Origin of the sequence: Kineosporia rhizophila (genome assembly GCF_021277265.1) — a bacterium.
Taxonomy (GTDB): domain Bacteria; phylum Actinomycetota; class Actinomycetes; order Actinomycetales; family Kineosporiaceae; genus Kineosporia; species Kineosporia rhizophila.
The window spans coordinates 249,232-272,994 of the sequence record NZ_JAJSOH010000005.1; the positions used below are offsets into that span (position 1 = coordinate 249,232).

Here is a 23,763-nt window from a genome sequence, read left to right on the forward strand (position 1 = left end):
CCGTGGTCCGCACCCTGACGGCAGTGAAGGAGGAATTTTGATGAGCGCATCAACGCCGCCGACCGTGGGCGCGTCCGTCGAACTGGACATCGGGGGGATGACCTGTGCGTCCTGCGCGATGCGGATTGAGAAGAAGCTGAACAAGCTCGAGGGTGTCGCAGCGAGCGTGAACTATGCGACGGAGAAGGCAAGGGTGATCGTCCCGGAGGGTTACGACCCTGCGGCGCTGATCGCCGAGGTGGAGAAGACCGGTTACACCGCCGCGCTGCCGGTCACCGAGAAGGATGAGGTCGGCGGGGCCGGGGACGTCGTGGAGGATCCGGAGTTGGCGACTTTGCGCCGGCGGTTGCTGGTGTCGGTCGCGCTGAGTCTGCCGGTGATCGTCATGGCGATGGCCCCGGCTCTGCAGTTCATCAACTGGCAGTGGGCTTCGCTGACCCTGGCCGCCCCGGTCATCGTCTGGGGTGCCTGGCCCTTCCACCGATCCGCCTGGACCAACCTCAGACACGGCGCCGCCACCATGGACACGCTGATCTCACTGGGCACCGGCGCCGCGTTCGGCTGGTCGCTGTACGCCCTGTTCTTCGGCAGTGCCGGAGAAGCAGGCATGACCCACCCGTTCGAGTTGTCGCTGGCACCCACCGACGGCGCCTCGAACCTCTACCTCGAGGTCGCGGCCGGGGTGACCATGTTCATCCTTGCCGGCCGCTACTTCGAGAAGCGCTCCAAGCGTCAGGCCGGCGCCGCGCTGCGGGCACTGCTGCACCTGGGCGCCAAGGACGTCTCGATCCTGCGAGGCGGAAAGGAAACCAGGATTGCTGTTGCGGACCTCGTCGTCGGCGACGAGTTCGTGGTTCGTCCCGGGGAGAAGATCGCCACCGACGGCGTCGTCGTCTCGGGCACCTCGGCCGTGGACGCCTCCATGCTGACCGGTGAATCCGTACCGGTCGAGGTCGGTGCCGGTGATGCGGTGACCGGGGCCACCGTCAACGCCGGCGGACGACTGGTGGTGCGAGCCACGAGGGTGGGCTCGGACACGCAGTTGGCCCAGATGGCCCAGCTCGTCGAGGACGCGCAGACCGGCAAGGCCGAGGTGCAGCGCCTGGCCGACCGCATCTCCGGAGTCTTCGTACCCATCGTCATCGGCCTGGCGGTCGTCACGCTGGGTGCCTGGCTGGGGGCCGGGTTCCCGGCGAGCGCAGCGTTCACGGCCGCGGTCGCCGTCCTTGTCATTGCCTGCCCCTGTGCCCTGGGCCTGGCCACGCCGACCGCCTTGCTGGTCGGAACCGGCCGCGGCGCGCAGATGGGGATCCTCATCAAGGGACCCGAGGTCCTGGAGTCGACCCGCAGGGTGGACACCGTCGTCCTGGACAAGACCGGCACCGTGACCACCGGCAGGATGACCCTCGTCGAGGCCGTTCCCGAACCCGGCATCGATCGGGCAAGCCTGCTGCGCCTGGCCGGGGCGCTGGAGGATGCTTCCGAGCACCCGATCGCCCAGGCCATCGCCAAGGCCGCCACCCAGGAGATCGGCAGCCTGCCGAGTGCCGAGCAGTTCGTGAACGTCGATGGTCAAGGCGTACACGGTGTTGTCGAGGGCAAGGCCGTTGTCGTCGGCCGGGAATCGCTGGTAGCCGACTGGTCACAGCATCTGAGCGCCGACCTCCGCACTGCCAAGGCACGAGCCGAAGCCGAGGGGAAGACCGTGGTCACGGTCGGCTGGGACGGCCACGCGCGAGGCATTCTCGTGGTTGCCGACACCCTCAAGCCCACCAGCGCCGAAGCCGTCCGCCAACTCAAGGCCCTGGGTCTGACCCCGATCCTGCTGACGGGTGACAACCAGGCCGTCGCCCAGCAGATCGCCACCGAGGTCGGCATCGAGGAGGTCGTAGCCGAGGTCATGCCCCAGGACAAGCTCGACGTCGTCGCCCGCCTGCAGAAGGAAGGCAAGACGGTCGCCATGGTCGGTGACGGGATCAACGACGCTCCCGCCCTGGCCCAGGCCGACCTCGGCCTGGCCATGGGGACCGGGACCGACGTCGCGATCCAAGCTTCCGACATCACCCTGGTGCGCGGCGACCTGCGCAGCGCCGCCGACGCCATCGCCTTGTCCCGCAAGACCCTCAGCACCATCCTGTCCAACCTGTTCTGGGCCTTCGCCTACAACGTGGCCGCGATCCCGGTCGCCGCGACCGGCCTGCTCAACCCCATGCTCGCCGGAGCCGCCATGGCCCTGTCCAGCGTATTCGTCGTAGGAAACAGCTTGCGCCTGCGCACTTTTCAAAGCATCACCCGCTGAAACTCCGCCATGCACTTTGCCTACCCGATAGACCGTAGGGAATGAACCCATGACCAGACCCAAGACCCAACACGACCTTCAACCCGACACACCGGCCACCCACCACGCTGGCCATCCAGCTGCGCACGGCGCCGTTGACGGCCACGACAGTGGCCACGGCTCTCCCCCGGACCACGAAGGGCATGAGGGTTCCGGCGGCCATGCAGGCCATAGCGGACATGCAGGCCACGGCGATCATGTGGGTCAGTTCCGTCGGCTGTTCTGGTTCAACCTTGTTCTGGCCGTGCCGGTGGTCGGGTTCTCGCCCATGTTCGCCATGCTCATCGGGTACGACGTTCCCGAGTTCAGCGGCTGGATTGCCGCTTCGCTGGGAACACTGATGTACAGCTGGGGCGGCCGGCCGTTCCTGACCGGCGCCGCCGAAGAGCTTCGTACCCGCCGGCCGGGCATGATGCTGCTGATCGCTCTGGCCATCAGCGTGGCCTTCTTCGCTTCCTGGGCGGCCACGACCGAGCTGATCCACCATGAGCTGGAGTTCTGGTGGGAGCTGGCTCTGCTGATCGTGATCATGCTTTTGGGTCATTGGATCGAGATGCGTTCCTTGGCGCAGACGACGTCCGCACTGGACTCTCTGGCGGCCCTGCTGCCGGATGAGGCCGAGCGGGTGGAGGGCGAGAGGATAGTGAGCGTCCCCCCGTCCGAGCTACGGGTCGGGGACGTGGTCGTCGTCCGCCCCGGGGGAAGTGTCCCGGCCGACGGGGTGATCACGGACGGCCGTGCGGACATGGACGAGTCCATGGTCACCGGGGAATCGCGGACCGTTGCCAGGAGCGTGGGTGACACGGTCACCGCCGGTACCGTGGCGACCGACTCTGGGCTTCGGGTGCAGATCACCGCCACTGGCCAGGACACCACCCTTGCGGGCATCCAGCGTCTGGTGCTCCAGGCTCAGAACTCCTCCTCGCGGGCCCAGCGCATCGCCGACCGGGCAGCTGCTCTTCTGTTCTGGTTCGCCCTTGCCTCCGCTGCGCTGGCCGCCCTCGTGTGGAGCCTTGCAGGTGAGACCGAATCAGCCATCGTTCGGACCATCACGGTTCTGGTCATCGCCTGCCCCCACGCCCTGGGCCTGGCCATTCCACTGGTGGTCGCGATCGCCACCGAAAGAGCAGCACGCGGCGGTGCACTGGTGAAGGACCGCCTGGCTCTGGAAAGCATGCGGACCGTGGACACGGTCCTGTTCGACAAGACCGGCACCCTGACCAAGGGCGAGCCCACCGTTGCCTCCGTCGCACCCTCCCATGATCTGACCGCGGACGAGGTGCTGGTCTTGGCCGCGGCAGCAGAGGCCGACAGTGAACATCCGCTGGCCAAGGCCATCGTGAGGGCGGCCCAGCAGAAGCAGCCCAGCCTGCCTTCAGCGCGAGGGTTCTCGTCCTCTCCGGCTGTGGGGGTCACGGCCACCGTTCAGGGCTCGCAGGTCCGCGTGGGTGGGCCCCGCATGCTGCGGGAGGTCAACGCCCAGGAGGTACCCGAGGCCGGGACCTGGCACAGCGAGGGAGCGATCGTGCTGCACGTGGTCCGCGACGGCCAGGTCGTCGGCGGGCTGAAGCTGGCCGACGAGATCCGGCCGGAGTCCCGTGAAGCCGTTACCGCCTTGCACAAGCTGGGTGTTGAGGTGGTCATGGTCACCGGGGACGCCCCGGCCGTGGCCGACAGCGTGGCCGGCGACCTGGGCATCAGCCGGGTCTTCGCCGGAGTTCGGCCCGAGGACAAGGCCGCCAAGGTCGCCCAGTTGCAGCAGGAAGGCAAGAAGGTGGCCATGGTCGGTGATGGCGTCAACGACGCCCCCGCTCTGGCTCAGGCCGACGTCGGCATCGCGATCGGCGCCGGCACTGACGTCGCGATCGCTTCGGCCGGGGTCATCCTGGCCAGTTCCGACCCCCGGTCGGTCCTGTCGGTCATCCAGCTCTCACGGGCTGCCTACCGCAAGATGAAGCAGAACCTGTGGTGGGCCGCCGGCTACAACCTCCTGTCCGTGCCGCTGGCGGCCGGGGCCCTGGCCGGGATCGGGTTTGTCCTGCCGATGTCGGTGGGTGCGATCCTGATGTCAGCCTCCACGGTCGTGGTCGCCCTCAACGCCCAGTTGCTGCGACGCATCGACCTGAGCCCCCAAGCCAGCACCCGCGCGGTCCTGGACCGCTAGAACCCGCGAAGGACCGCCGCATGCCCTCGACCCCGGATGACCAGCCCGAACTTGACGCCTCCCAGGGGCACCAGCACGGTTACATCACTGACAAGCGCCGCTACCTCAACCGGCTCAAACGCATCGAGGGCCAGGCCCGCGGTATCTCCAAGATGGTCGAGGAGGAGAAGTACTGCATCGACATCCTCACCCAGATCAGCGCCCTGAACAGCGCCTTGCAGGCCGTGGCCCTCGGCCTCCTGGACGACCACCTCAAACACTGCGTACTAGACGCCGCCCGCTCGGACGACGAAGAAGCCGCAGACGTCAAGATTAAGGAAGCCAGCGCAGCCATCGCCCGGCTCGTGCGATAAACGCCTTCAGGCCCAAGTGTTCGGCGGATGGAGCCATGTCCGCAAGCGGACCCGTCTTTCCCGATCTGACGTGCCTGGGGCCGAGAACGAGGTGACGAGCCCGGCACGCCAAGACGGTTGCCGGGCTCGGCTCACGATTGCGAGCCCACCAGGACCGCTGTGACCAGCAGGACCGCGGTCATGACCATCGCCTCCATTGCGACCGTACGTCTGAGCAGACGAGCCGTGCCGGGCCGCCAGGCATCCAGAGCGGGCAGGGCATAACGGTTGTTGACGTAACCCATGACGGCGACGATCGCGACAAGCACCAGCTTGATGATCATGACGCGTCCCCAGGCGGTACTGAACAGGTCCCCAGGGCTCTCGAGGATCAGGAGGGCCAAGGCGGTGCCGGCAACACCGGCCACGACAACGGCGGCGGTAGCCGGCACAGAGAACCGCACCGCCAATTCCCCCGCCCCGGTCGGCACCCCGGCACGGGCTCGCACCAGGAGAAGAACAGCCAGCAGGACAACGCCTCCCACCCACACCGCAGCAGCAGCAGTGTGCGCCAGATCAGCCGCCGCGGTGACCAGCCTCGGACCGACGCTCACGGTGTGCCCATCGAACACGAAGGACAACAGCATGAGCAGACAGATAATCGCTGTTGTCCCGGGCGCACTCGGGACCCCGCGTACCCGCCCCGTTCGCACCGGGGGCGTCAGAAGCAGCTGCGCGGAGCGGCCTCTGACATCTTGAGTTCTGTTGCCTGGCTGCCGCTGCCAACCGTCGACCGGAACGTATCTGCCTGTCTTAGGAGTTCCTGGCAGAGCCGGCACATCGTGAGAACGACGTCCACCTGCACCGTGCGGCACCAGGCGGAGGGTGACGAGCAGAGCCATCCCAGCGATCAAACGCAATCCAACAGCCAGGGCCGGCGACCACGGCACCTGCGGACCGCTCTCCCACAGCAGGCAGGCTCCTTCCCCCAGAGCGCCCACAACCGCCAGACCCGCCGCCGCTCGCACGACACGTTCGGCCAGCCGCACGTCCCCTGAGGACCCGACCAGAGTCGTCACGACAACGATCAGAGCCCCGACAGAGATCAAGACCCCAGCGAAGCACAACCAGCGAGCCCCAGCGGCGCCGGCAGCCACGAGCGACGAGCCTTCCTCTTCCTGAGAGGCCAACAACGCATCCAACGCCGCCCCGTCCTCGTCTGCGCCGTGCTCACCGCTCGCATGCCCGGGCATCTGCTCATGAGCATCGGAATCTGAGGGCGAATGCTGACTGCCCGCGGTATGAGGAGAGGTATACGGGGAAGTATGGGGGGAACTGCCCGTGGATACCTCCGGCGCAGCCTCTTGTAGCGGCGTCGTCGGAGACGTCTGCGCTACCCGGAACGTGATCGTGCCCGACATGGGGTGGGCATCGCCGGCGGCCACACTCCACGTCAGGCCGTAGCGACCGTCTGACTCAAGTGCCTTGGTGGGCTTGACCTTCCAGGTGAGACCGTCGTCCGTCGTACGGGTCTGCACCGGCACCGACTGCCCAGCCGAATCGTAAAGGGCGAACCCGTCCCCATGAGGAGTGGCCTTCTGGCTGAAGGTGACGCTCACACCGGCCGCTGGGTTCTTCAAGATCCCGCCGTCGCCAGGGGATGTGGACACCAGCTTCAGGTGGGCGGCAGCAGGGTAGGCCACCATCAGACTGCCGATAAGCACGAGTACCACCAGCAGCAGCCGACGAAGCCACTGTGAACGCTGGGACGCAGTTTGTTTGATCATGTCGCTCCTTGCCGGGGGCCAAGGCTATGGTCGCGTCGCAAAGCAAACCCCACACAGCACGCGTGCCTTCATGCGCTTGCTGGCGCCTGCAGTGCAAGGCGCATCCGTGCGTGAAGCGACCGGGCAGGACCTCACCAACAGGATGAAGTCCTGCCCAGCCGATGAGCCAGACATCAGTCAGATTCGCGCACCGAGTGCGGTGCGGGACGGAATGTCAGGCCAGGTCGATGCTCTGAAGCTCGGTGATTTCCTTGGCCTGGGTGTCGGCGATGGTCTGGGCCAGCTGCTTGGCCTCAGTGCTGGAGCCCTCTCGCAGCTGTGCCTCGCTCATCGTGACGGCGCCCTCATGATGCTCGATCATCATGTCCACCCACATCTGGTCGAACTCAGCGCCACTAGCCGCTTCGAGCTCCTTCATCTGCTCCGACATCATCATCCCGGAGTGGCCGGCCGCTTCATGGTCCATACCATCCATGGCCTCGCTGTCCTGGGAACTGGGCACGGGTTCACCCCAGCTCGACAGCAGCCCCGACAAAGTCTCGATCTCGGGCGCCTGAGCGGCCTTGATCTGGGCCGCGAGCTGCTTGACCTTGGCATTGGTGGCCTTGTCCGCGGCCAGGTCCGCCATTTCGACCGCTTGAGCGTGATGCGGAATCATGCTCTTGGCGAAGTCGATGTCAGCGGTGTTGAACGACGGCTCGGCTTGCGCCGTGCCGGTGGCGTCACTGGAACTGGCGGCACTGCTCGAGCCGGCAGCCGGTTCGTCCTCGCCGCCACAGCCACCCAGAAGAAGGGCGACGGCGACCGGCAGAGCAATACAGAATTTATTGGTTGGCGTTGCGCGCATGATAAAGAAGCCCCTCGTATCGAAAGTCTGCTGAAACTGAAGTGCGAAGGCGAACGAACCCATCACCGGCTCTTGCACAAAGGCGGCAGAAACGTGCGCCGGGGCATCTCAGGTGCGACTGATACAGAGTTCCGTTAGGCAGGGGCCCGCAGCCCGAAGGTCGTTTCGGGGCGGTTTCCAGCGGGTTCGTCCGGCCTGAGCCAGCACTTCCCATACGGTCAGGACCCACCCCGACACTTCAACTGCCAACGCGAGCAACAGGACCAACAGCACGGATAGGCCTGCACCGGTCAGAACGGCCTGGCACATCGGCGCCATAGAAAGCACAGACGGGCAATGTCCTGGCAGCCAATCCGGACACAGCTCATGAGACGTCGCCGGGTCCGCATGATCAGCCAACGGCACAGCCAAGACCGCGTTGTCGGGCTGTTCCACATTCAGAGCCGCCGGCTCGCCCTCACCAGAGGGCGGGCCCAGGACGGCAACCCCTATGGATGCGACCTCCGTCAGAGCATCGCCCGCGTCACCCACACCGGCAGTGTCACTGCCATGGTGGTCTCGGCTGTGCACGTGCTCATCGCCGTCAGGGGAAGCAATCGGCGAGACAACATGCTTGCCATGGCCGCTGCTGAGGGCATGCATGGCCAGCAGCCCGGCCATGAGGGCCACCAGCAAGAGCAGCCTGCCGATGACGTGCCCGCGCAGGTACGCCAGAGGTCGAAGCCGGGCGCTTGGGCCCCCACCTCGTCGTTCCCTCATCACGGACATCAGCTCAAGACTAGAGGAACTCGTCCCGGTGCGCAGTCCTCAGATGCCGTCCGCACCAGGCTCGACGGACGACCCCGTTACCTTCTAGATCGACCCCAGACGGCGTTGCGGGCCGCTAGGCCCGGCATGGCTTACTTCCCCTATCACTCATGATCCGGGGGCTATTGTCACCGGGGCCGGAGGCGCCAAGTGACCGCTGATAGACCTCCGGCCCGAACGTAGAGGTCTGTCGTAACGTGGCTGTCGGCACGGGCGCCAGGCTGGTCTGCATCGGGGCGATCACGGGGGCGACTTTGTCGGGAACTAACAAGAACGAGACAGGCAGATACGACGTCTAGCGGAGTGAACGTCGGCAAGTCCGACCACCACGCTTGCGCCCTGGACCCGTCCGGCAAGAAGATCCACGATCGGGCGTTGCCGAACGAGCAGGCCGTCGTCGCATGTCCTGACCGGCCTGCAGGCCCACGGCCGGGTCCTGGTAATCGTGGATCAGCCGGCCTCGATCGGAGCACTCGTGATTGCGGTAACCCGCCTTCCGAGCATCGACGTTGCCTACTTGCCCGGCCTGGCCATGCGCCGCATGGCCGACCTGTATCCAGGCGAGAGCAAAACCAACGCCCGCGACGCCTACGTCATCGCCGATGCCGCCCGCACCATGCCCCACACCCTGCGCCGGGTCGGCACCGACGAACCCATCGCCGGTCTGAGTGTCCTGGCCGGATACGACGACCTCACCGCTCATTCCACCCGACTGCGTGATGCCCTGCCGCACGTTCATCCAGCGCTGGAACGGTTGCTCGGCAAGCATATTGACCGGCCGGGGTAATCGCGCCGCTGGCCGCAACACCGACCCCGGCCGACCTGCGTCACCTCGACCAAAGCGCGATCAGCGCCTAGCCCGGATTGCCTCTGCTTGCCAAGACCCTGCGCACAGATCGTCACCGCTCTGGCCGGGCAGACCCGGACCATCCCGGCCACCGCCAAGTTCGGACGGGTCATCGCCGAAGTCGCCGCCCAACCGCGAGACGTCCGGGCCGAGCGAGCCGAGCCGGCCAAGGAACTCGAGGCCCGCCTGGAGGCCCACCCTCTTGCCTCGCTTCTGAGCTCGATGCCCGGCATCGGCCTCAGGACCGCCACCAAGATCCTCACCACCATCGGCGCCGGCTCCGCGTTCCCCACCGCCGCACACCTGGCCGCCTACGCCGGTCTGGCCCCCGTCACCCGCTGCTCCGGCTCCTCCATCCGCGGACAATCCCTTCGCGGCGAGGCAACCAGGCCCTGAATAACGCTCTGTCCTTGTCGACATTCGCCAGCCTCAAGGACCCGGAGAGCCGTGCCTACTACGACCACAAACGAGCCGAGGGCAAGCGTCACAACGTCGCAATCGTCTGTCTCGCACGCAGACGAACCGACGTCCTGTTCGCCGTGCTCCGCGACCGCAAGCCCTACCAGTCCCGGCCTACTGTAGGGATTGCAGCAACTACCGCTGCTGCTTGACAGGACCCCCGGCGGCAGGCCAGTTGCGCTGGGTCAGATTTGATGAGCCCGCGCCGATCAGGGTCGCCGAAGCCCTGCGAGCGTTCATCGACCCCATCCCTGCCGGAACCCCGCCAGAAACGATCGACACCGTCGCCTTGCATCCGCAGCAACACGACGGCCATTCCAGGCCGTGTAAGGGTTCGCATTCCTCGAACCAGACGGCACCGACACCCGCGTCCATGTGCTGGCACACGGCGACACCCTGCACCTGGGCCTAGACGAAATCTCCCATTCCCAGTCTTCACCCTGAACGACCCGCCCGTTGGTCTACCTCCGCGGCGAGGAGACCATCATCCTCACCAGCGCAGACCCGGACTCCTCCCCATCCTCGGAGCCTCAGCCGCTGCCGTGGTCTCGCGCTGACCTGTCCTCCCGCCAAACACTAACCCAGGCATCTGTACTGACCCGATGACGACGATCAAACCCTCATCCACGAGAGCTACGGGCCAGGGTGACGCTGCGGTAGACACTCACGGCGCACGGTGGTCCGGTGATGTCGCTGCACAAGCTCACCGCTGGAGATGGCTATCGCTACTTGACGCGGCAGGTGGCTGCGCACGATGTCAGCGAGCGCGGGTTCTCGTCTTTGGAGGCGTACTACAGCGCCCGGGGTGAGGCTCCCGGCGTGTGGATGGGACGCGGTCTGGCTGGTCTGGATGACGCGTTGAGCTCGCTCCCGGACGGTGTCAGCGGCGTCTCTCCGGTCGAGGGCTCGATCGTCACGGAGCAGCAGATGCTGGCGCTGTTCGGGCATGGCCTTCATCCCGACGCAGCTCGCCTGCGCAAGGAACTGGAGACTGCCGGGCTGCCCCGCAAGCAGGTAGACGCGATGGGCAAGCTCGGCGCTCGCTACCGCGTGTACAAGGAGGAGTCCCAGTTTCGCCAGCGGATGCGGGCGGCGTTCGCCCGGCACAACCGGATTCGTGGCAAGCCGGAGAGATCGGCGGTGCCTGAGCCGGTACGTGCCCGGATTCGCAGCGAGGTCGCCGAGGCGATGTTCGTCGAGCAATACGGACGCCGGTCGCTGGATGATCGGGAACGGGCCGGGTGGATGGCCCGGCTGACCCGCCAGCGCACAACGTCAGTGGCGGGCTACGACCTGTCGTTCTCGCCGGTCAAGAGTGTGAGCGCCCTGTGGGCGATTGCCCCGCCCGAGGTGGCCAAGCAGATCCGCCAGGCGCACGAGGCCGCCGTGCGGGATGTCATGTCGTGGCTGGAGGACGAGGCCGCGTTCACCCGGCTGGGCCGCGACGGTATCCGCCAGGTCCCGGTGCGTGGGCTCATCGCCGCGGTCTTCGTGCACCGCGATTCCCGCTCGGGGGACCCGGATCTCCACACCCACGTCGCGATCTCGAACAAGGTGCAGACGTTGGACGGGCGCTGGCGCGCACTGGACGGACGCCCGATCCACGCCATGGCGGTAGCGGCCTCCGAGCGCTACAACACCCGTCTGGAGGGCCAGCTGGGGCAGCGCCTGGGCTTGCGGTTCGCCGCCCGATCGGCCACGCCGGGCAAGCGAGTCGTGCGAGAGATCATCGGCGTCCCGGCAGCCCTGTTACAGCGGTGGTCGGCTCGACGGGCAGCCATCGACGAACGCCGAGCAGAGCTGTCCTCGGGATTTCAGGCCAAGCACGGTCGCCCCCCAAGCTCGGTGGAAGCCGTCCGGCTGGCCCAGCAGGCCACCTTGGAAACCCGCCCAAGCAAGCACGCGCTCCGCTCGCTCGCTGAGCAACGCGCCGCCTGGCGGCAGGAAGCCATCGACGAACTCGGCTCGCCCGAGGCCCTGGACCAGGTCACGACCGACGCCCTCAGCGGAGCATCTCCGTCGGAGCCCGTGAACGATTTCAGGTCGAGCCTGGAGAACGGCGTCGAGGACCTGGCAGGCCGGGTGGTGGACATCGTGGCGACCAGCCGCGCCACGTGGAGCCAGACGCACCTGCGAGCAGAGGCCGAGCGGCAGATCCGGTCCACGAGCGAGAACAACTGGAGCATCAGCGAACTCGACCAGCTGATCAATCAGCTGGAGATACGGGCTCTGGAGCTGTGTATACGTCTTGACCCCGGGGACACGGACGACGTCGACCAGCACGCGACGGGTGTCGAGAGGGCTCTTTCGGCCGGGCACGAGGGGCGGGGTGGTGCAGCGGTACCGGAGGTGTTGCTGCGTGCGGACAGGACGTCGGTGTACCGGCATGTGCAGGATCGGCGCTGGACGTCACGGCAGGTTCTGGATGACGAGCAGGCGCTGATCGAGCTGGCCGGCCGCGCGGATGGGGTTCGGCTGGACCCGGTGGAGGTCGAGCTGGCCCTGTTGGAGGGCATGGCCAACACGCCCATCGGCCAGATTGAGGCCGGGTTCGAGCTGAACGAGGGCCAGGCCGGCCTGGTTCGGGAGCTGACGTTGTCCGGGGCACGGTTGCAGGTGGGGTTGGCCCCGGCCGGTACGGGCAAGACCACGGCCCTGGGCCTGGTGTCGCAGGCCTGGACGTCCGCCGGTGGCCGGGTGCTGGGGTTGACGCCGTCGGCAGCGGCTGCGGACGTCCTGCGAGGACGCCTGGACGGGCGGACGGACACGATCGCCAAGCTCCTGCATGTCCGCACCAGCGCGCAGCTTTCCACCGCTGTGCCAGGTGGCGCCGACGATGAGGAGTGGGCGCGGCGGATCGGGCCGGACACGCTGATCGTGATCGACGAGGCCGGGATGGCCTCGACCGCAGACCTGGCGGCGGTGGCCCGGATCGCCGTCGAGACGGGCGCGTCGGTCCGGTTGATCGGGGACGACCAGCAGCTCGCGGCAGTCGGTGCCGGTGGCGTGCTCCAGGACGTGGTCCGCCGGTACGGCGCGGCCACCCTCGACCAGGTCGTCCGCTTCGCCGACCCCGTCGAAGGAGCCGCGAGCCTGGCGCTGCGTGCCGGGGACGAGGCGTCCATCGGCTGGTACCTGGACCACCAGCGTGTCCACGTCGGCGACGACGCCACCGCCCCAGGACACGCGTACCGGGCCTGGCAGCAAGATCTCGCCGCGGGCCTGGACTCGATCCTTCTGGCACCCACGCACGACCTCGTCACCGCCCTGAACCTGCAAGCCCGCCAGGACCGTCTGAACCAGAACCATTTGAGCGACACAAACGCCGGTGTCGAGGAGGTGACGCTGGCCGACACCACGCAGGCCAGCGCGGGTGACACCGTGCTGACCACCAGGAACGCCCGAGCGCTGCGCTACCAACCGCCGCCGAGCACCGGCGTCCCAGCCGGCACCGGTCAGGGTGACGAGCGGTGGGTGATGAACGGTGATCGCTGGCTGGTGGAGTCCGTCACCCCCGACGGGGGACTGCTGGTCAGACATCACCGCACCGGCGGCCAAGCCCTGCTGCCCGCCGAGTACGTCCGCGAACACGTCCGGCTCGGCTACGCGGCGACCGTCCACGCCGGGCAGGGGCTTTCGGTGGACACCGCGCACCTGGTCGCCCGGGCGGCAGAGCTGACTTGCCAGCTGCTGTATGTGGCGATGACCCGCGGGCGACTGCGCAACGACCTGTACCTGGCGAGCGCGAGCGACGGGGACGAGCACTCCCTGATCTATCGCGACACGCTCCTGCCCCCGACCGCTGCCGACCTCATCGCCAGAATCCTGCGCCGCGACGGCGCCCAGGTCTCCGCCACCACAACGATCCACCAACTTCGTGACCCGGGGACACGGCTACGCGACCTGGCCGCCAGGTACTACGACGCGCTCCACGCCGGCATCGAGCAAGCCCTGGGCACCGAGCGGATCCAGGACCTGGCCGAAGCCGCCGATCTTGTCGTTCCGGAGCTCACGTTGGCGCCAGCGTGGCCGACCTTGGCCAACCGTCTCGCCCGCTACGCCCTGACCAGCACTGACGACGCCATCGCCCGCCTCACGGACGCGGCCAACGACAAGGAACTGGACTCAGCCCGCGACGTGGCCGCCGTGCTCGACTGGCGCCTGGCCCAGGCCGATGCACGCACCGCCGCGAACCCACGAGCGGGATCACCCGGCATGCCGTGGCATCCCGACCTGCCGCCTGCCCTGGACGAGGATCCCTTGTGGGGGCCATACCTGCGGGCCCGTGCCCAGTTGACCGTGGAAGCCTCACGAGAGGTGCACGCTCTCGCTGACATCTGGAGCGCAGATACCACGCCTGCCTGGGCCACCCCTCTGGTTGCCCTGATCACGACCGCAGACGAGGAACTCCCGCGGGACGACCAGCATTCTGGCCTTGCCCAGCAGGCCCGCGAACTCCTGGGCGACCTGGCCGTCTGGCGGGCCAGCCAAGACATCCCGGACAGCGACGCCTCCGCTATCGGGCCGCAGCCGCTCTGGGCCGACGAACGCCGTCACCACCAGGCCCTACGTCGGCGACTTCAGCAGCTGCTGAACCATCCCAAGTCCCGCTCGCATCACTGGTCGCTCCTGATCCCCGAACCACACACGCGGGTGCTGAAAGACCCCTGGTGGCCGCAACTCGCCGCACGACTGAGCGAACTCCACCAGGCAGGCACCGACGTTCGAGCCGTCCTCCACCACGTCCTACCAGCCGACGACGCAGGTGATCCCCTGCCCGATGAACACCCAGCCTCCGCCCTGTGGTGGCGCATCCACGAGACCGTCCACCACGCATCCCTCCCCAGCACGGAGCCGGCCGCTGATGCCGTCGATGCAATGGAAGCGCTGCGCGATCCCTGGTGGCTGGAGCTGATCCCTCTGCTGGGCGAAGACCTCGTCAGGCAGGTGCTGCATGCGCGCAGCTTCGACGCACTCGAGGAGGCCGTTCACGCCGCCACCTGCGCTGGCTGGAACACGGTGCAGATACTCACCGTCGCGGTGGAGCACCTCCGCGACGTGTACCCGCCGTCGACTCCGCAGGGTGACACCACGGATAACCCCTTGAGGGCAGTGCCGCGGTCCCATGTCACCCCTGGCCTGACCAGGCACATTCTGGCGCTGCTGACCGACAGCACCACGCCGGACGAGGGCGCGCATCGCTTCCCGCTCACCGCTCTGCACGAACCAACGCAGCCCGATGACGACCCGGATACACCACCTGATCCCCTGGACGAGGAAACCCAGCCACCGGCCGACGCCTTCTACCTCGCCCCTGCGGCATCACCCACCGGCGAGCATCACCCCGCCGCTCAAACGCCGCACCCCGTCGAACCATCCCACCAGGAGCCCGGTCCCGACGTCGAGCGTGCCCGGCTGCTGAGCGCTGCGGCTGCTGACTTCTACAGCCACCAGCTGGAAGGTTCATGGGCACAGGCGTACCTGCGCGAGCGCCTGGGCCTGATGCCGGAACAGGCTCTGCCGTCCGGCCACCGGGCGGGCTATGCCCCAGCTGGCTGGACCACGCTCATCGACCATCTCAAGGCCGAACACCACGCAACGGACGAAGAACTCGTGACCTCAGGGCTGGCCAAGCGAGCTCGCACCGGAAACCTGATCGATGCCTTCCGGGACCGCCTCGTGCTCGCCATCCACGCCCAGAGCCCATCGCAGCCGGACACCATGGATGTGGTCGGCTTCGTTGCCCGACGCCACCCCCGCCACGACGCCGCCCCCGAGCATCTCCGGGACAAGGCCGGCCCCAAGTACCTGAACACGGCCCAGAGCACGCTCTACAGCAAGGGCCGCAGTCTCTTCGGACTGGCAGGGAGCGATCAAGCCATCCGCAACGGCGCCACCCTCGTCCTGACCGAGGGACCGCTGGACGCCCTCGCCGTCACCCTGGCCGGTCAAGGCCGCTACCTCGGGATCGCCAGCCTCGGCACAGCCCTCACCCCGCACCAGGCCCACCTCCTGGCCGCCAGCCTCGCCCAGTACCCCACCGAGCTGCAGCGCCCGATCGCCGCCAGCGCCCGGGTCATGGCCGAAGACAGCCACGGCCACGAACAGCAAGCGCCACCGCCAGAACACCGGCTCCTGGTGGCCACCGACGCCGACTCCGCCGGCGACCATGCCGCCGAACACGTCTACAACCTCCTCACCGACGTCGGCGTCTCCGATCTCGGACGCGTTGTCCTGGACCCCGGCACCGACCCCGCCCAGCTCCTGGCCAGCGACGGAGCATCAGCGCTGCGCAACCGCATGGATCACCACCACGACTTGGCCAGCCACCTGATCACCGCGCTGGCCACCAACATGAGCGAGATCGATCGCCAGTTCATCGAGGAACGCGCGAGGGTGGGACGTATCGCAGCCCGCCTGATCACCCGCCAACCACGAGCCCACTGGCCACGCCTCGCCGATCAGCTGGGCCGTGACCTGGACCTCGTCCCGGAGAGCGTCACGTCCCTGCTGCGCGAGGCAGCCCCCCACGCCCACAGCGCTCCAGCCATCGCGTCCAACCGAACGCCACGGCCCGCACCACCAACCTCACGACCGGCCGCCGTCACACCTGTCCGACGCTGACTCTCCGCCGGTCCTGTCCGTCATCACCCCGTCCCGGCTCGCTGGGAACCACGTCGGGAGCCGTCACACCCCCGCTGCCTTCGGCCGCCTGACGTCACACCAGACGTGTAAGCACGTCACAGCCCTTGTGACCGCTCCTGTGACGTCACGTCGCCACGACGGTGGAGAGCACGACCGGGCGGTCTGTGACCGTGACACGGACCTTCCCGTGACGGAGATGGTGTGACCGGGCGCCCCGCCAGTGACGCGACAAGGCCACCCGGTCGGTCACAGCCGCGACGCCGACCACCGGTCACAGCTGGAACAGGACAACGACAGCCGCCGGTCACCTCGACCCACCATCTCTCGGTCACCAGGTAGCCCCTCCTGGTGGTCCTCGCCCCTGGCCGTCACCCCGGCGGTCGGCGGTTCCGGGCTCGTCACCCCGGCCGTCACCCCAGTCCGTCACCCGGCTGACGGTTCCCTCCTTCGCGGTGTCACCCCGTCCCTCGCCTTGTCACCCCTGGCCGGGGTGACGTCACCCCGGTTCGTGCTGACGGCCCGTGGGACACGCCCGCTGGAACGTCGTTGCAGGCAGCGACCTGCGCCGCCGGGGACCGGGATGGGACGTGATCGAGGTGAGCGCGACGGACGGGCACGAGGAACGTGGAGGCGCCCGAGGGCCATGGCTGGACGGCCGGGACGTTCACCCGATCACCGGCCGGCTGATGTCCATCGCCCAGCTCCAGCAGGTCCTCCGCGCGCAGATGCAGGACGGCGCCCCGGGCCCGAACGGCGAATCGGACGAGGCCTCCTCGGACATCACACCACGCCTCAGCAACGGCGTCGGGCGTGACAGAGCGGACGGCACCGAGTCCTGGCCGAGCGCGAGCAGCACGTCGGCGACCGCAACGCCTCGTCACAGCTCGCACATCACAGCCGGTCCCGGGCCATTGCCTCGCCCCTACGTGTTGGTGATCGGGGCCCAGCCCGGTGACGGGTGTTCCGTCACAGCGTTGGCCTTGGCCGAAGCGGCGTCACAGTCACACCAGGTCCATCTCGTCGAGGCTCCACGTCACAGTGACGGCCTGCGGCCGTCACATCACGTGCCGGGGTTGCTCGCTGTGACCGAGCACGAGCTCGGGATCGTCGGGGACGGCTGGCAGCGCGGACGCCGTGGCGACGTGATCGTCGACCGGGTTCCGGTGAGCACGACCGTCCCCGAGCACTGGCCGCCCGCCGCGCCGGCCACCACCCTCCTGTCCGCCCAGGGGCTGCTGGTCGTGGACGGCGGCGCGCTCACGACCACATCACCGTGGTGGTCCGCCACCGTCCAGAGCGGGTGGCCCAACGCCGTGGTTCTCGTCTGCCGGCCCACCGTCGCCAGCATCACCGCCGCGCAGGAAGCCATCCGGACCCTCCAGCAGCTCCACCCCATGGCGACAGTCGCCGTGACGGCTCGGCAGAGCGAAGTAGACCTCGAGCTCGTCACGGCCGTCGTGAGCGTGGGGGGAACGCGCTGGCGCGGGCCGGTGGCTGCGGCGGCAGAACCGGTGATGGCCCGGATGCTGGCCGATCAGCGTGTGATCGGGCTCCCGATCACACGCAGCCTCTCCGACGGGCCGAGCACAGCGCCGCTCCCGCGCGCCGTCTCCGCCGCTGGCCGCCACGTGTGGGAACTCCTGGCGGAGCGGCCGACAAACCAGCTCGACGGCTCTCCGCCTTCCTTCCTTTTCCCAGCATCGCCGTTTCCGGGCACTGCCAGCCAGACCGTCGTTTCATCAACCACTTTCACCGAGGAGATCCGTTAATGCTGTCCACCCGTGTCACTAGTGCCGCCTTGCGTGCGGCGCAGGTGTGTCCCGAAGCCCCGACCGGAGTGCAGGAATACGCCGACGACTTCACGTCCTGGACGTTGTGGGCCGTGCTGGTGATCCTGGCGATCGCGGCCGTGGCCGGCGCCGGAATGCTCGTCTTCGGCCGCCTGACCGGCCACCCCAAGGGTGCGCGTCTGGGCCTGGAAGTGATCATGGCCGTGATCGGCGGGGCTGTCCTCTTCGTGATCTTGCCCGGGATCGTTTCCGGGATCACCGGTAAGGGGTGCGTGTGATGGCGCGCCGACACATCCGGGTGCGCCGCCTGCACCGCGATCAGCCGCACAGCAACAAACTTCGCCTGCTGGCCTTCATCGCCTCGGTCCTGATCATCGCGGGGATGCTCCTGTGGGGCCTTGGCCTCTTCATCGTCCAGACCCTCCAGGACATCGGCTCCGACTCCAGCACACCGGCCGCCGCCGCGGCGCCGCTGAGTATCGAACCCGATCCTGCTCAGGACGCCGGACTCGCGCCGGACGTGCAGAAGCAGCGGGACGAGTTGGCGCAGCGGCCCATGCCGGACAACGGCAATCCCTACGCTCACGAACCCTCGGAACTGACCACGCGGCAGGCGCCCTTGATGGTGCTGCCCCGACCGACCGGCATCGACGCCACCGGGGTGCGCACCGGGTACCCACAGACCCCCGAAGGTGCGGTGGCGCAGCTGGCCGCCATCGATCAGGCGGCCATGGAGTCCGCCTCCCTGCCAGGCGTACGAGCTGTCATCAGTGGGTGGGCGATGAAGGGCGGGCCAACGCCCGAGTCCTGGTCCACGAGCAAGGCCATGGCCGAACTGCTCTCCGGCGCTGAGCTTCCCAGCACGGGTTCGCCACGCCTATCGGTGCGCTTCACCCCGGCGATGGGGATGGTCAAGGGAACGGTGGGTGACGACTACGTCGTGGCGTGCGTGAACTTCGCCGTCGAAACAGCCCTGTACGGCAACGCCACCGCAGCCGTCGCGGACTGCCAGCGCATGGTCTGGTCCCAGGGCCGCTGGCAGATCGGACCCGGCCCAGAGCCCGCCGTGCCGCAGTCCGTCTGGCCGGACACCGACGCCGCCCTAGACGCCGGCTGGAAGGACTTGGCCGATGCCTGAGCGCAGGCGCCGCCTGACCCACCGAGGAGGTCGGCGATGGACCTGAACCCGCTCTCCATCCTGGGAAAGGGCCTGGTGAAGGGTGTCTCCGAAGCCGTCATCTGGGTCATGACGCTGCTGTGGAACGCCAGCCTGACGCTGCTGGAGCTGGCCCTCCGGATCAGTGACACCTTCGCTTCCCCGGACCTGTCCCAGGAAGGCCCGCTGCGCTCGATCCTTGGAACCACCCTGTGGCTGTCGGCATCACTGGCGACGCTGCTGGCATTGGTCCAGCTCACCGTCGCGCTGATCCGCCGGGACGGCCAGTCGCTGGGCCGGATCTTCCTCGGCATCGTCCAGTACGCACTGGTGTGGGGAAGCTTCACCAGCGTCTGGGCCGCCCTGGTGGTCTCGGCCAGCTCCCTGCAGAAGGCGATCCTCCAGCAGACCCTCCACGCCGACGGACTGGCCGGATTCACCACCGAGGTCAGCTGGCCCCGCGACATCACCGACGCCACCCTCGCCACGATCCTGGCCATCACCAGCGTCTTTCTGATCATCCCGGCCACCTTCATGATCATCACGATGGCCGTGTTCCGCGGCGCGGCCCTCATCGTGCTGGCCGCGGTCACCCCCATTACGGCCGCCGGGCTCCTGGCCCAGGTGGGCGCCCCGATCTTCGCCAAGCAAGCACGTTGGGGTCTGGCCGCCGTCCTCATGGCACCCACGGAGGCGCTCGTCCTGGGCGTCGGAGTCCAAGTCGCCAACGCCGACATCGCCGGCGCAGGATCCAGCACTCCCAAGGCCATCGGGACCGGCATCATCGCCGCCGGGGTCGTCGTAGTCGCCGCAGCCTCCCCACTGGCGCTCTACAGGCTCCTGGCCTGGGTCGATCCCGGCACCCCCTCCGGCGCCGCTCTGCGCCAGGCATGGGGATCGGCCAGCGGACGCATCCTGGGCAACCCCGTCGCCGGTGCCAGCGGCGGAGGAGGCGGAGGGGAGGGTTCGCAGAACGCTTCCTCCCTGGGTAAGGCAGCAGCTGGGGCAGCCGTGGGCGGTCCTACGGGAGCCGCTACCGCAGTTGCCGGTGATGGCCGCTCCGGTGGCGAACACCAAGCCGACTCCGCCACGCAGTCCCGGATTACCTCGGCCCTGGGCAGTTTCGGCGCCGGAGTGAAGACCGTCGCCGGAGCTGGCATGCGGATGGCCGACCTGAGCGCGGATATCTACGGCGGGACCGGAATCGGCTCACCCGGCTACAGCATGAGCCCAGCCGACCAGGCCGCCACGTCCACCGACACCGGCACACCCCGCCGCCGCACCCCACCCCAGCAGGCCCAGACCACTCCCGCGCAGCCGCGTCCTCCAGCGCCTGATACCGGCGGAACGAGCTCGCCCACGGCTGCGCCGGGTGGTGCGGTCAGCCCGCAGTCCAGCGGCGCACCGCGCCCGGGAACTCCCGGAGCGGGTGGCCAGAACCCTGCTCCCGGATCAGGTGGTCAGCACGGCTCACGCGGCTCGACCGGATCGGGCCAGAAGGGCAGCGGGAAATGAACCCGGTTGTTCGGTACGGCGATTGGGCTCCCGAACGCGGGGGTTGGTTGTTCGGGCTATCCGGCCCGGCGTGGGTCCTGACCGTGCTCAGCGCCTCCCCGCTGTTGCTTGCGATCAGCGCCAGCAACTGGGGCGCCGCGGCCCTCTGCCTACTCGGCTGGCTCACGGTGGTCACCGGCATCGGCGTTCCCGTTCGGGGACGAGTGACAGCGAAGTGGTTGCGGGACGTCGCCCTTCATCAGATCGGAGGATCCATGGGTTGGAGCAGTTGGCGCTCGTCGGCCGCCGCCGGACAGGCCGGTGAACAGGCCGACCTGCCCGGTGTCCTGGCCGGCATCAGGGTCCATGACGGCCCACCGTTCGGGCCGATGCTGCGGCGTCCGGCCTTGGTCCAGGACCTTGCCGCGCGTACCTGGTGCGTGGTGGCTCGCATCAGCCACCCCGGGATCGGCATGGCTGAGGCCGGCACTCGGGAGCGGATGGGTGAGGGACTGGCGGGGCTCCTCGAAGGCGCTATGACCGCCGACCTGGTCTCGGTCATCGCTCTGCACGTGAGGACGGTGCCGGACGACGGTTCCGAACGTGCCGCGTGGCAACGCTCCAACCTTCGCCGCAGCGCCCCCGCCCTGGCCTTGCAGATCGACCGGGAACTGAGCGCAGGCGTGCTGGCCACCGGCGTGCGCACCGAGACCTACGTGTCCGTGCGCGTCGAGGACCGCAAGATCGCCCGTCAGGTCAAATCCGCCGGCGGCGGCATCGACGGCACAGCGCGAGTCCTGGCCTCCCTGATGAACGAACTGGAAGCCGGGCTCATGGGCGCGATCGGCTGCACCCAGGTCGAATGGCTGGAATCGCCGACCCTGGCAGCGGTGATCCGCACCGGATTTGCTCCCGGCGACCGCGCCGGCCTCAACGATCAAGCGACAGCGTTTCCGATCAGCGCGGCCGGACCCACCCATGCCCCGGCACCGGGGTGGCGCTCCTACACCCACGACGCCTGGTCCAGCGTGACGTCCGCGCTGCTCCTGCCCCAGCGCGGCGCCGTCATGGGAGCACTCGCGCCGGTGCTCACACCCACCAGCATCGGCGAACGCCGCTGCGTCACCATCTTCTTCGCGCCCATCCAGGCTCAGCACGCCGACCGACTCGTCGGCCGAGCCGCCATGTCCTCCACATCCGCCGCAGAAGTCCGCCACCGACTCGGCTTCACCAGCCGCGCCGCTCACCACCGCGACGCCTCCCGCGTGGCCGATACCGATGCCCAGTTGGCCGGGGGCAGGGCGCTGGTTCGAACCGCAGCCGTTGCGTGCGTGACCGTGCCTTCAACCTGGCCGGTGGAGGACCACGGACGCCGATTGGAAGCCTCTGTGCGTGCGGCCGGTTTCACCGCCCTTCGCCTGGATCTGGCCCAGGACAGCGGCTTCGCCGCCGCTGCGATCCCGCTCGGGATCGGCCTTCCCGGCAGGAGCCTGCTATGACCCGCTCGAACCGCCGGCACGGCCCCGGCCGCCACCTTGGACGCCATGGTGGACGCGACCTGAGCGCCCTGGCCGAAGATTTCGGACACCACCTGCCCTCACTCCCCAGCGCACCGATGGCACCAGCGCCGACGTCGATGTTCGGCGGGCTGATTCCGCTGCGCGGCCACCGCCGCGCCGGGGCAGGGTGGGCACCCGTACCCGCCCCGCTACCGGTGTGGCAGATGACCAGCGACCAAACCCCCGGCGTATGGCCGCTCATCGCCTCCGACGCGATGCCGGCGACCGGTGCTCTCGTGGGTATCGACTGGCTGTCGGGGGGAGCCTTTCACGCTGACCCGATCGGCTGGACCCTCAGCGGCGAAGCAGGCGTCACCAACCCAAACATGTCAGTCTTCGGATCACCCGGCCGCGGAAAGTCTTCTCTCATCAAGACGTTCTGCTTGCGCATGATGGCTTACGGGTACCGCACATTGGTCCTCGGAGACGTCAAGGACGAATACGAACCGATGTGCCGGGCCCTCGGCGTGGCTCCTCATGCCATCGGCCCTGGACTGCCCGCACGGATCAACCCCCTCGATGCCGGACCGCTGGCCACCGGGTGGGAAAACCTCACCGCCTCAGAGGCACAGCGCCGGGCAGCGATCATCTTTTCCCGATGGCAGATGCTGCTCCAGGGCTTGATCGGATCCCAGGGCGTGGTGTGCGGGCCATCCATCGCCAACGCCATCGCGCACATCCTTCGCCAGCTCACCGGGTACACCGACGGCAGCACCCACCTGCGCGAGGTCACCATCCCCCACGTCTGGCACGCCCTGGACAATCCCGACGACGCCATGATCCACGCAGCCCGCTACCGCAACCGCCAGCACATGCTCGACGAGACCCGCTCGTTGCGCGACGCGCTGGGATCCCTGGTCAAAGGACACCTGGCCGGCCTTTTCGACGCACCCACCACCATCGATGTCGATTGGGATGCGCCGGTGCAGTCGCTGTCCTTGGCCCGGCTGGAGCCGCTGGGGGACGAGGCCATCGGCATCGGCTTGGCCGCGCTCAACAGTTGGGGTCGCGCCATGACCGACGCCGCAGAACCCGGCTCCGCTCCCATGATCGTCGTGCGCGACGAAGCCTGGAAAGTCATGCGATTGGGCGTCGATGCCGTCAAAGCCCTCGATGGCGACCTGCGATTGTCCCGCCGCGACGGCTGCGTCCAGATCATCGTCGCCCACAAGCCCAGCGACCTGCTCACCGTCGGGGACGCAGGTTCCCAGGCCGTGGCGATCGCCCGCGACCTCATTCACCTGTGCTCCACCAAAGTTCTTCTGGGACAAGATGAACGCATCGGCGAAGACCTCGCCGGCATGCTCGGCCTCTCCCTGATGGCCGAACAGGTCGTCACCCACTGGGCCACCGGCGCACCCGGCCGTGCCCTGTGGATCGTCGGCCAGCGAGCCTTCAAAGTCGCCGCCGTCCGCTCCGCCAGCGAGATCGTCCTCACCGACACCAACGAGGCGATTCGCCGATGACCCACCTTGACATCACTGGCCTCCGCCCGGCTCGTTCCGATCGACGGTACCCGCCGAGCAGCGATGCCGGAG

Annotated in this window: 13 protein-coding genes and 1 pseudogene; 11 read left to right on the forward strand and 3 right to left on the reverse strand. The window is 68.2% G+C overall.

Annotated features, from left to right (window positions below; translation table 11 throughout):
• Positions 1-40: 40 nt before the first annotated feature.
• The 3 genes from LWF15_RS11280 to LWF15_RS11290 are packed head-to-tail and all read left to right on the forward strand — an operon-like array spanning position 41 to position 4,855.
• The gene (locus LWF15_RS11280) at positions 41-2,299 is read left to right on the forward strand and encodes a heavy metal translocating P-type ATPase (protein ID WP_232810391.1); all 2,259 of its coding nucleotides are present in this window, start codon (positions 41-43) and stop codon (positions 2,297-2,299) included.
• 49 nt (positions 2,300-2,348) lie between these two features.
• Entirely contained in the window at positions 2,349-4,502 is a 2,154-nt protein-coding gene (locus LWF15_RS11285) for a heavy metal translocating P-type ATPase (RefSeq protein WP_408623026.1), read from the forward strand.
• Positions 4,503-4,522: 20 nt separating this feature from the next.
• Positions 4,523-4,855: a metal-sensitive transcriptional regulator gene (locus tag LWF15_RS11290; RefSeq protein ID WP_232810393.1), complete on the forward strand. Its 333-nt coding sequence runs from the start codon at positions 4,523-4,525 to the stop codon at positions 4,853-4,855.
• Between the two features lie 131 nt (positions 4,856-4,986).
• On the opposite strand, the gene LWF15_RS11295 is transcribed toward LWF15_RS11290, so the two are convergent.
• From LWF15_RS11295 to LWF15_RS11305, 3 genes are all read right to left on the reverse strand, one after another.
• Positions 4,987-6,621: a copper resistance CopC/CopD family protein gene (locus LWF15_RS11295; RefSeq protein ID WP_232810394.1), complete on the reverse strand. Its 1,635-nt coding sequence runs from the start codon at positions 6,619-6,621 to the stop codon at positions 4,987-4,989.
• A 214-nt stretch (positions 6,622-6,835) separates the two neighbouring features.
• Positions 6,836-7,531 carry a DUF305 domain-containing protein gene (locus tag LWF15_RS11300; RefSeq protein WP_232810395.1) on the reverse strand — a complete coding sequence of 232 codons (696 nt, stop codon included), beginning with the start codon at positions 7,529-7,531 and terminating at the stop codon, positions 6,836-6,838.
• 45 nt (positions 7,532-7,576) lie between these two features.
• The gene (locus LWF15_RS11305) at positions 7,577-8,128 is read right to left on the reverse strand and encodes a hypothetical protein (RefSeq protein ID WP_232810396.1); all 552 of its coding nucleotides are present in this window, start codon (positions 8,126-8,128) and stop codon (positions 7,577-7,579) included.
• A gap of 450 nt (positions 8,129-8,578) precedes the next feature.
• On the opposite strand from LWF15_RS11305, the pseudogene LWF15_RS11310 reads away from it, so the two are divergent.
• From LWF15_RS11310 to LWF15_RS11345, 8 genes and pseudogenes are all read left to right on the forward strand, one after another.
• Positions 8,579-9,733 (forward strand): annotated as a pseudogene (locus tag LWF15_RS11310) (IS110 family RNA-guided transposase).
• A gap of 535 nt (positions 9,734-10,268) precedes the next feature.
• A complete protein-coding gene (mobF, locus tag LWF15_RS11315) occupies positions 10,269-16,205 on the forward strand; it encodes a MobF family relaxase (RefSeq protein ID WP_232810446.1) in 5,937 nt (1,978 codons plus the stop codon).
• Between the two features lie 608 nt (positions 16,206-16,813).
• The gene (locus tag LWF15_RS11320) at positions 16,814-17,995 is read left to right on the forward strand and encodes a hypothetical protein (RefSeq protein WP_232810397.1); all 1,182 of its coding nucleotides are present in this window, start codon (positions 16,814-16,816) and stop codon (positions 17,993-17,995) included.
• Positions 17,995-18,294, forward strand: coding sequence for a hypothetical protein (locus LWF15_RS11325; RefSeq protein ID WP_232810398.1), 300 nt, complete (start codon positions 17,995-17,997; stop codon positions 18,292-18,294). The genes LWF15_RS11320 and LWF15_RS11325 overlap by 1 nt, the downstream gene beginning before the upstream one ends.
• Entirely contained in the window at positions 18,294-19,154 is an 861-nt protein-coding gene (locus tag LWF15_RS11330) for a hypothetical protein (RefSeq protein WP_232810399.1), read from the forward strand. Before LWF15_RS11325 ends, LWF15_RS11330 begins: the two co-directional genes overlap by 1 nt.
• A gap of 36 nt (positions 19,155-19,190) precedes the next feature.
• The gene (locus LWF15_RS11335; RefSeq protein WP_232810400.1) at positions 19,191-20,687 is read left to right on the forward strand and encodes a hypothetical protein; all 1,497 of its coding nucleotides are present in this window, start codon (positions 19,191-19,193) and stop codon (positions 20,685-20,687) included.
• On the forward strand, positions 20,684-22,165 hold the full coding sequence (locus LWF15_RS11340; RefSeq protein WP_332879891.1) for an SCO6880 family protein: 1,482 nt from the start codon (positions 20,684-20,686) through the stop codon (positions 22,163-22,165). The genes LWF15_RS11335 and LWF15_RS11340 overlap by 4 nt, the downstream gene beginning before the upstream one ends.
• Entirely contained in the window at positions 22,162-23,691 is a 1,530-nt protein-coding gene (locus LWF15_RS11345) for a hypothetical protein (protein ID WP_232810402.1), read from the forward strand. The genes LWF15_RS11340 and LWF15_RS11345 overlap by 4 nt, the downstream gene beginning before the upstream one ends.
• Positions 23,692-23,763: the final 72 nt, after the last annotated feature.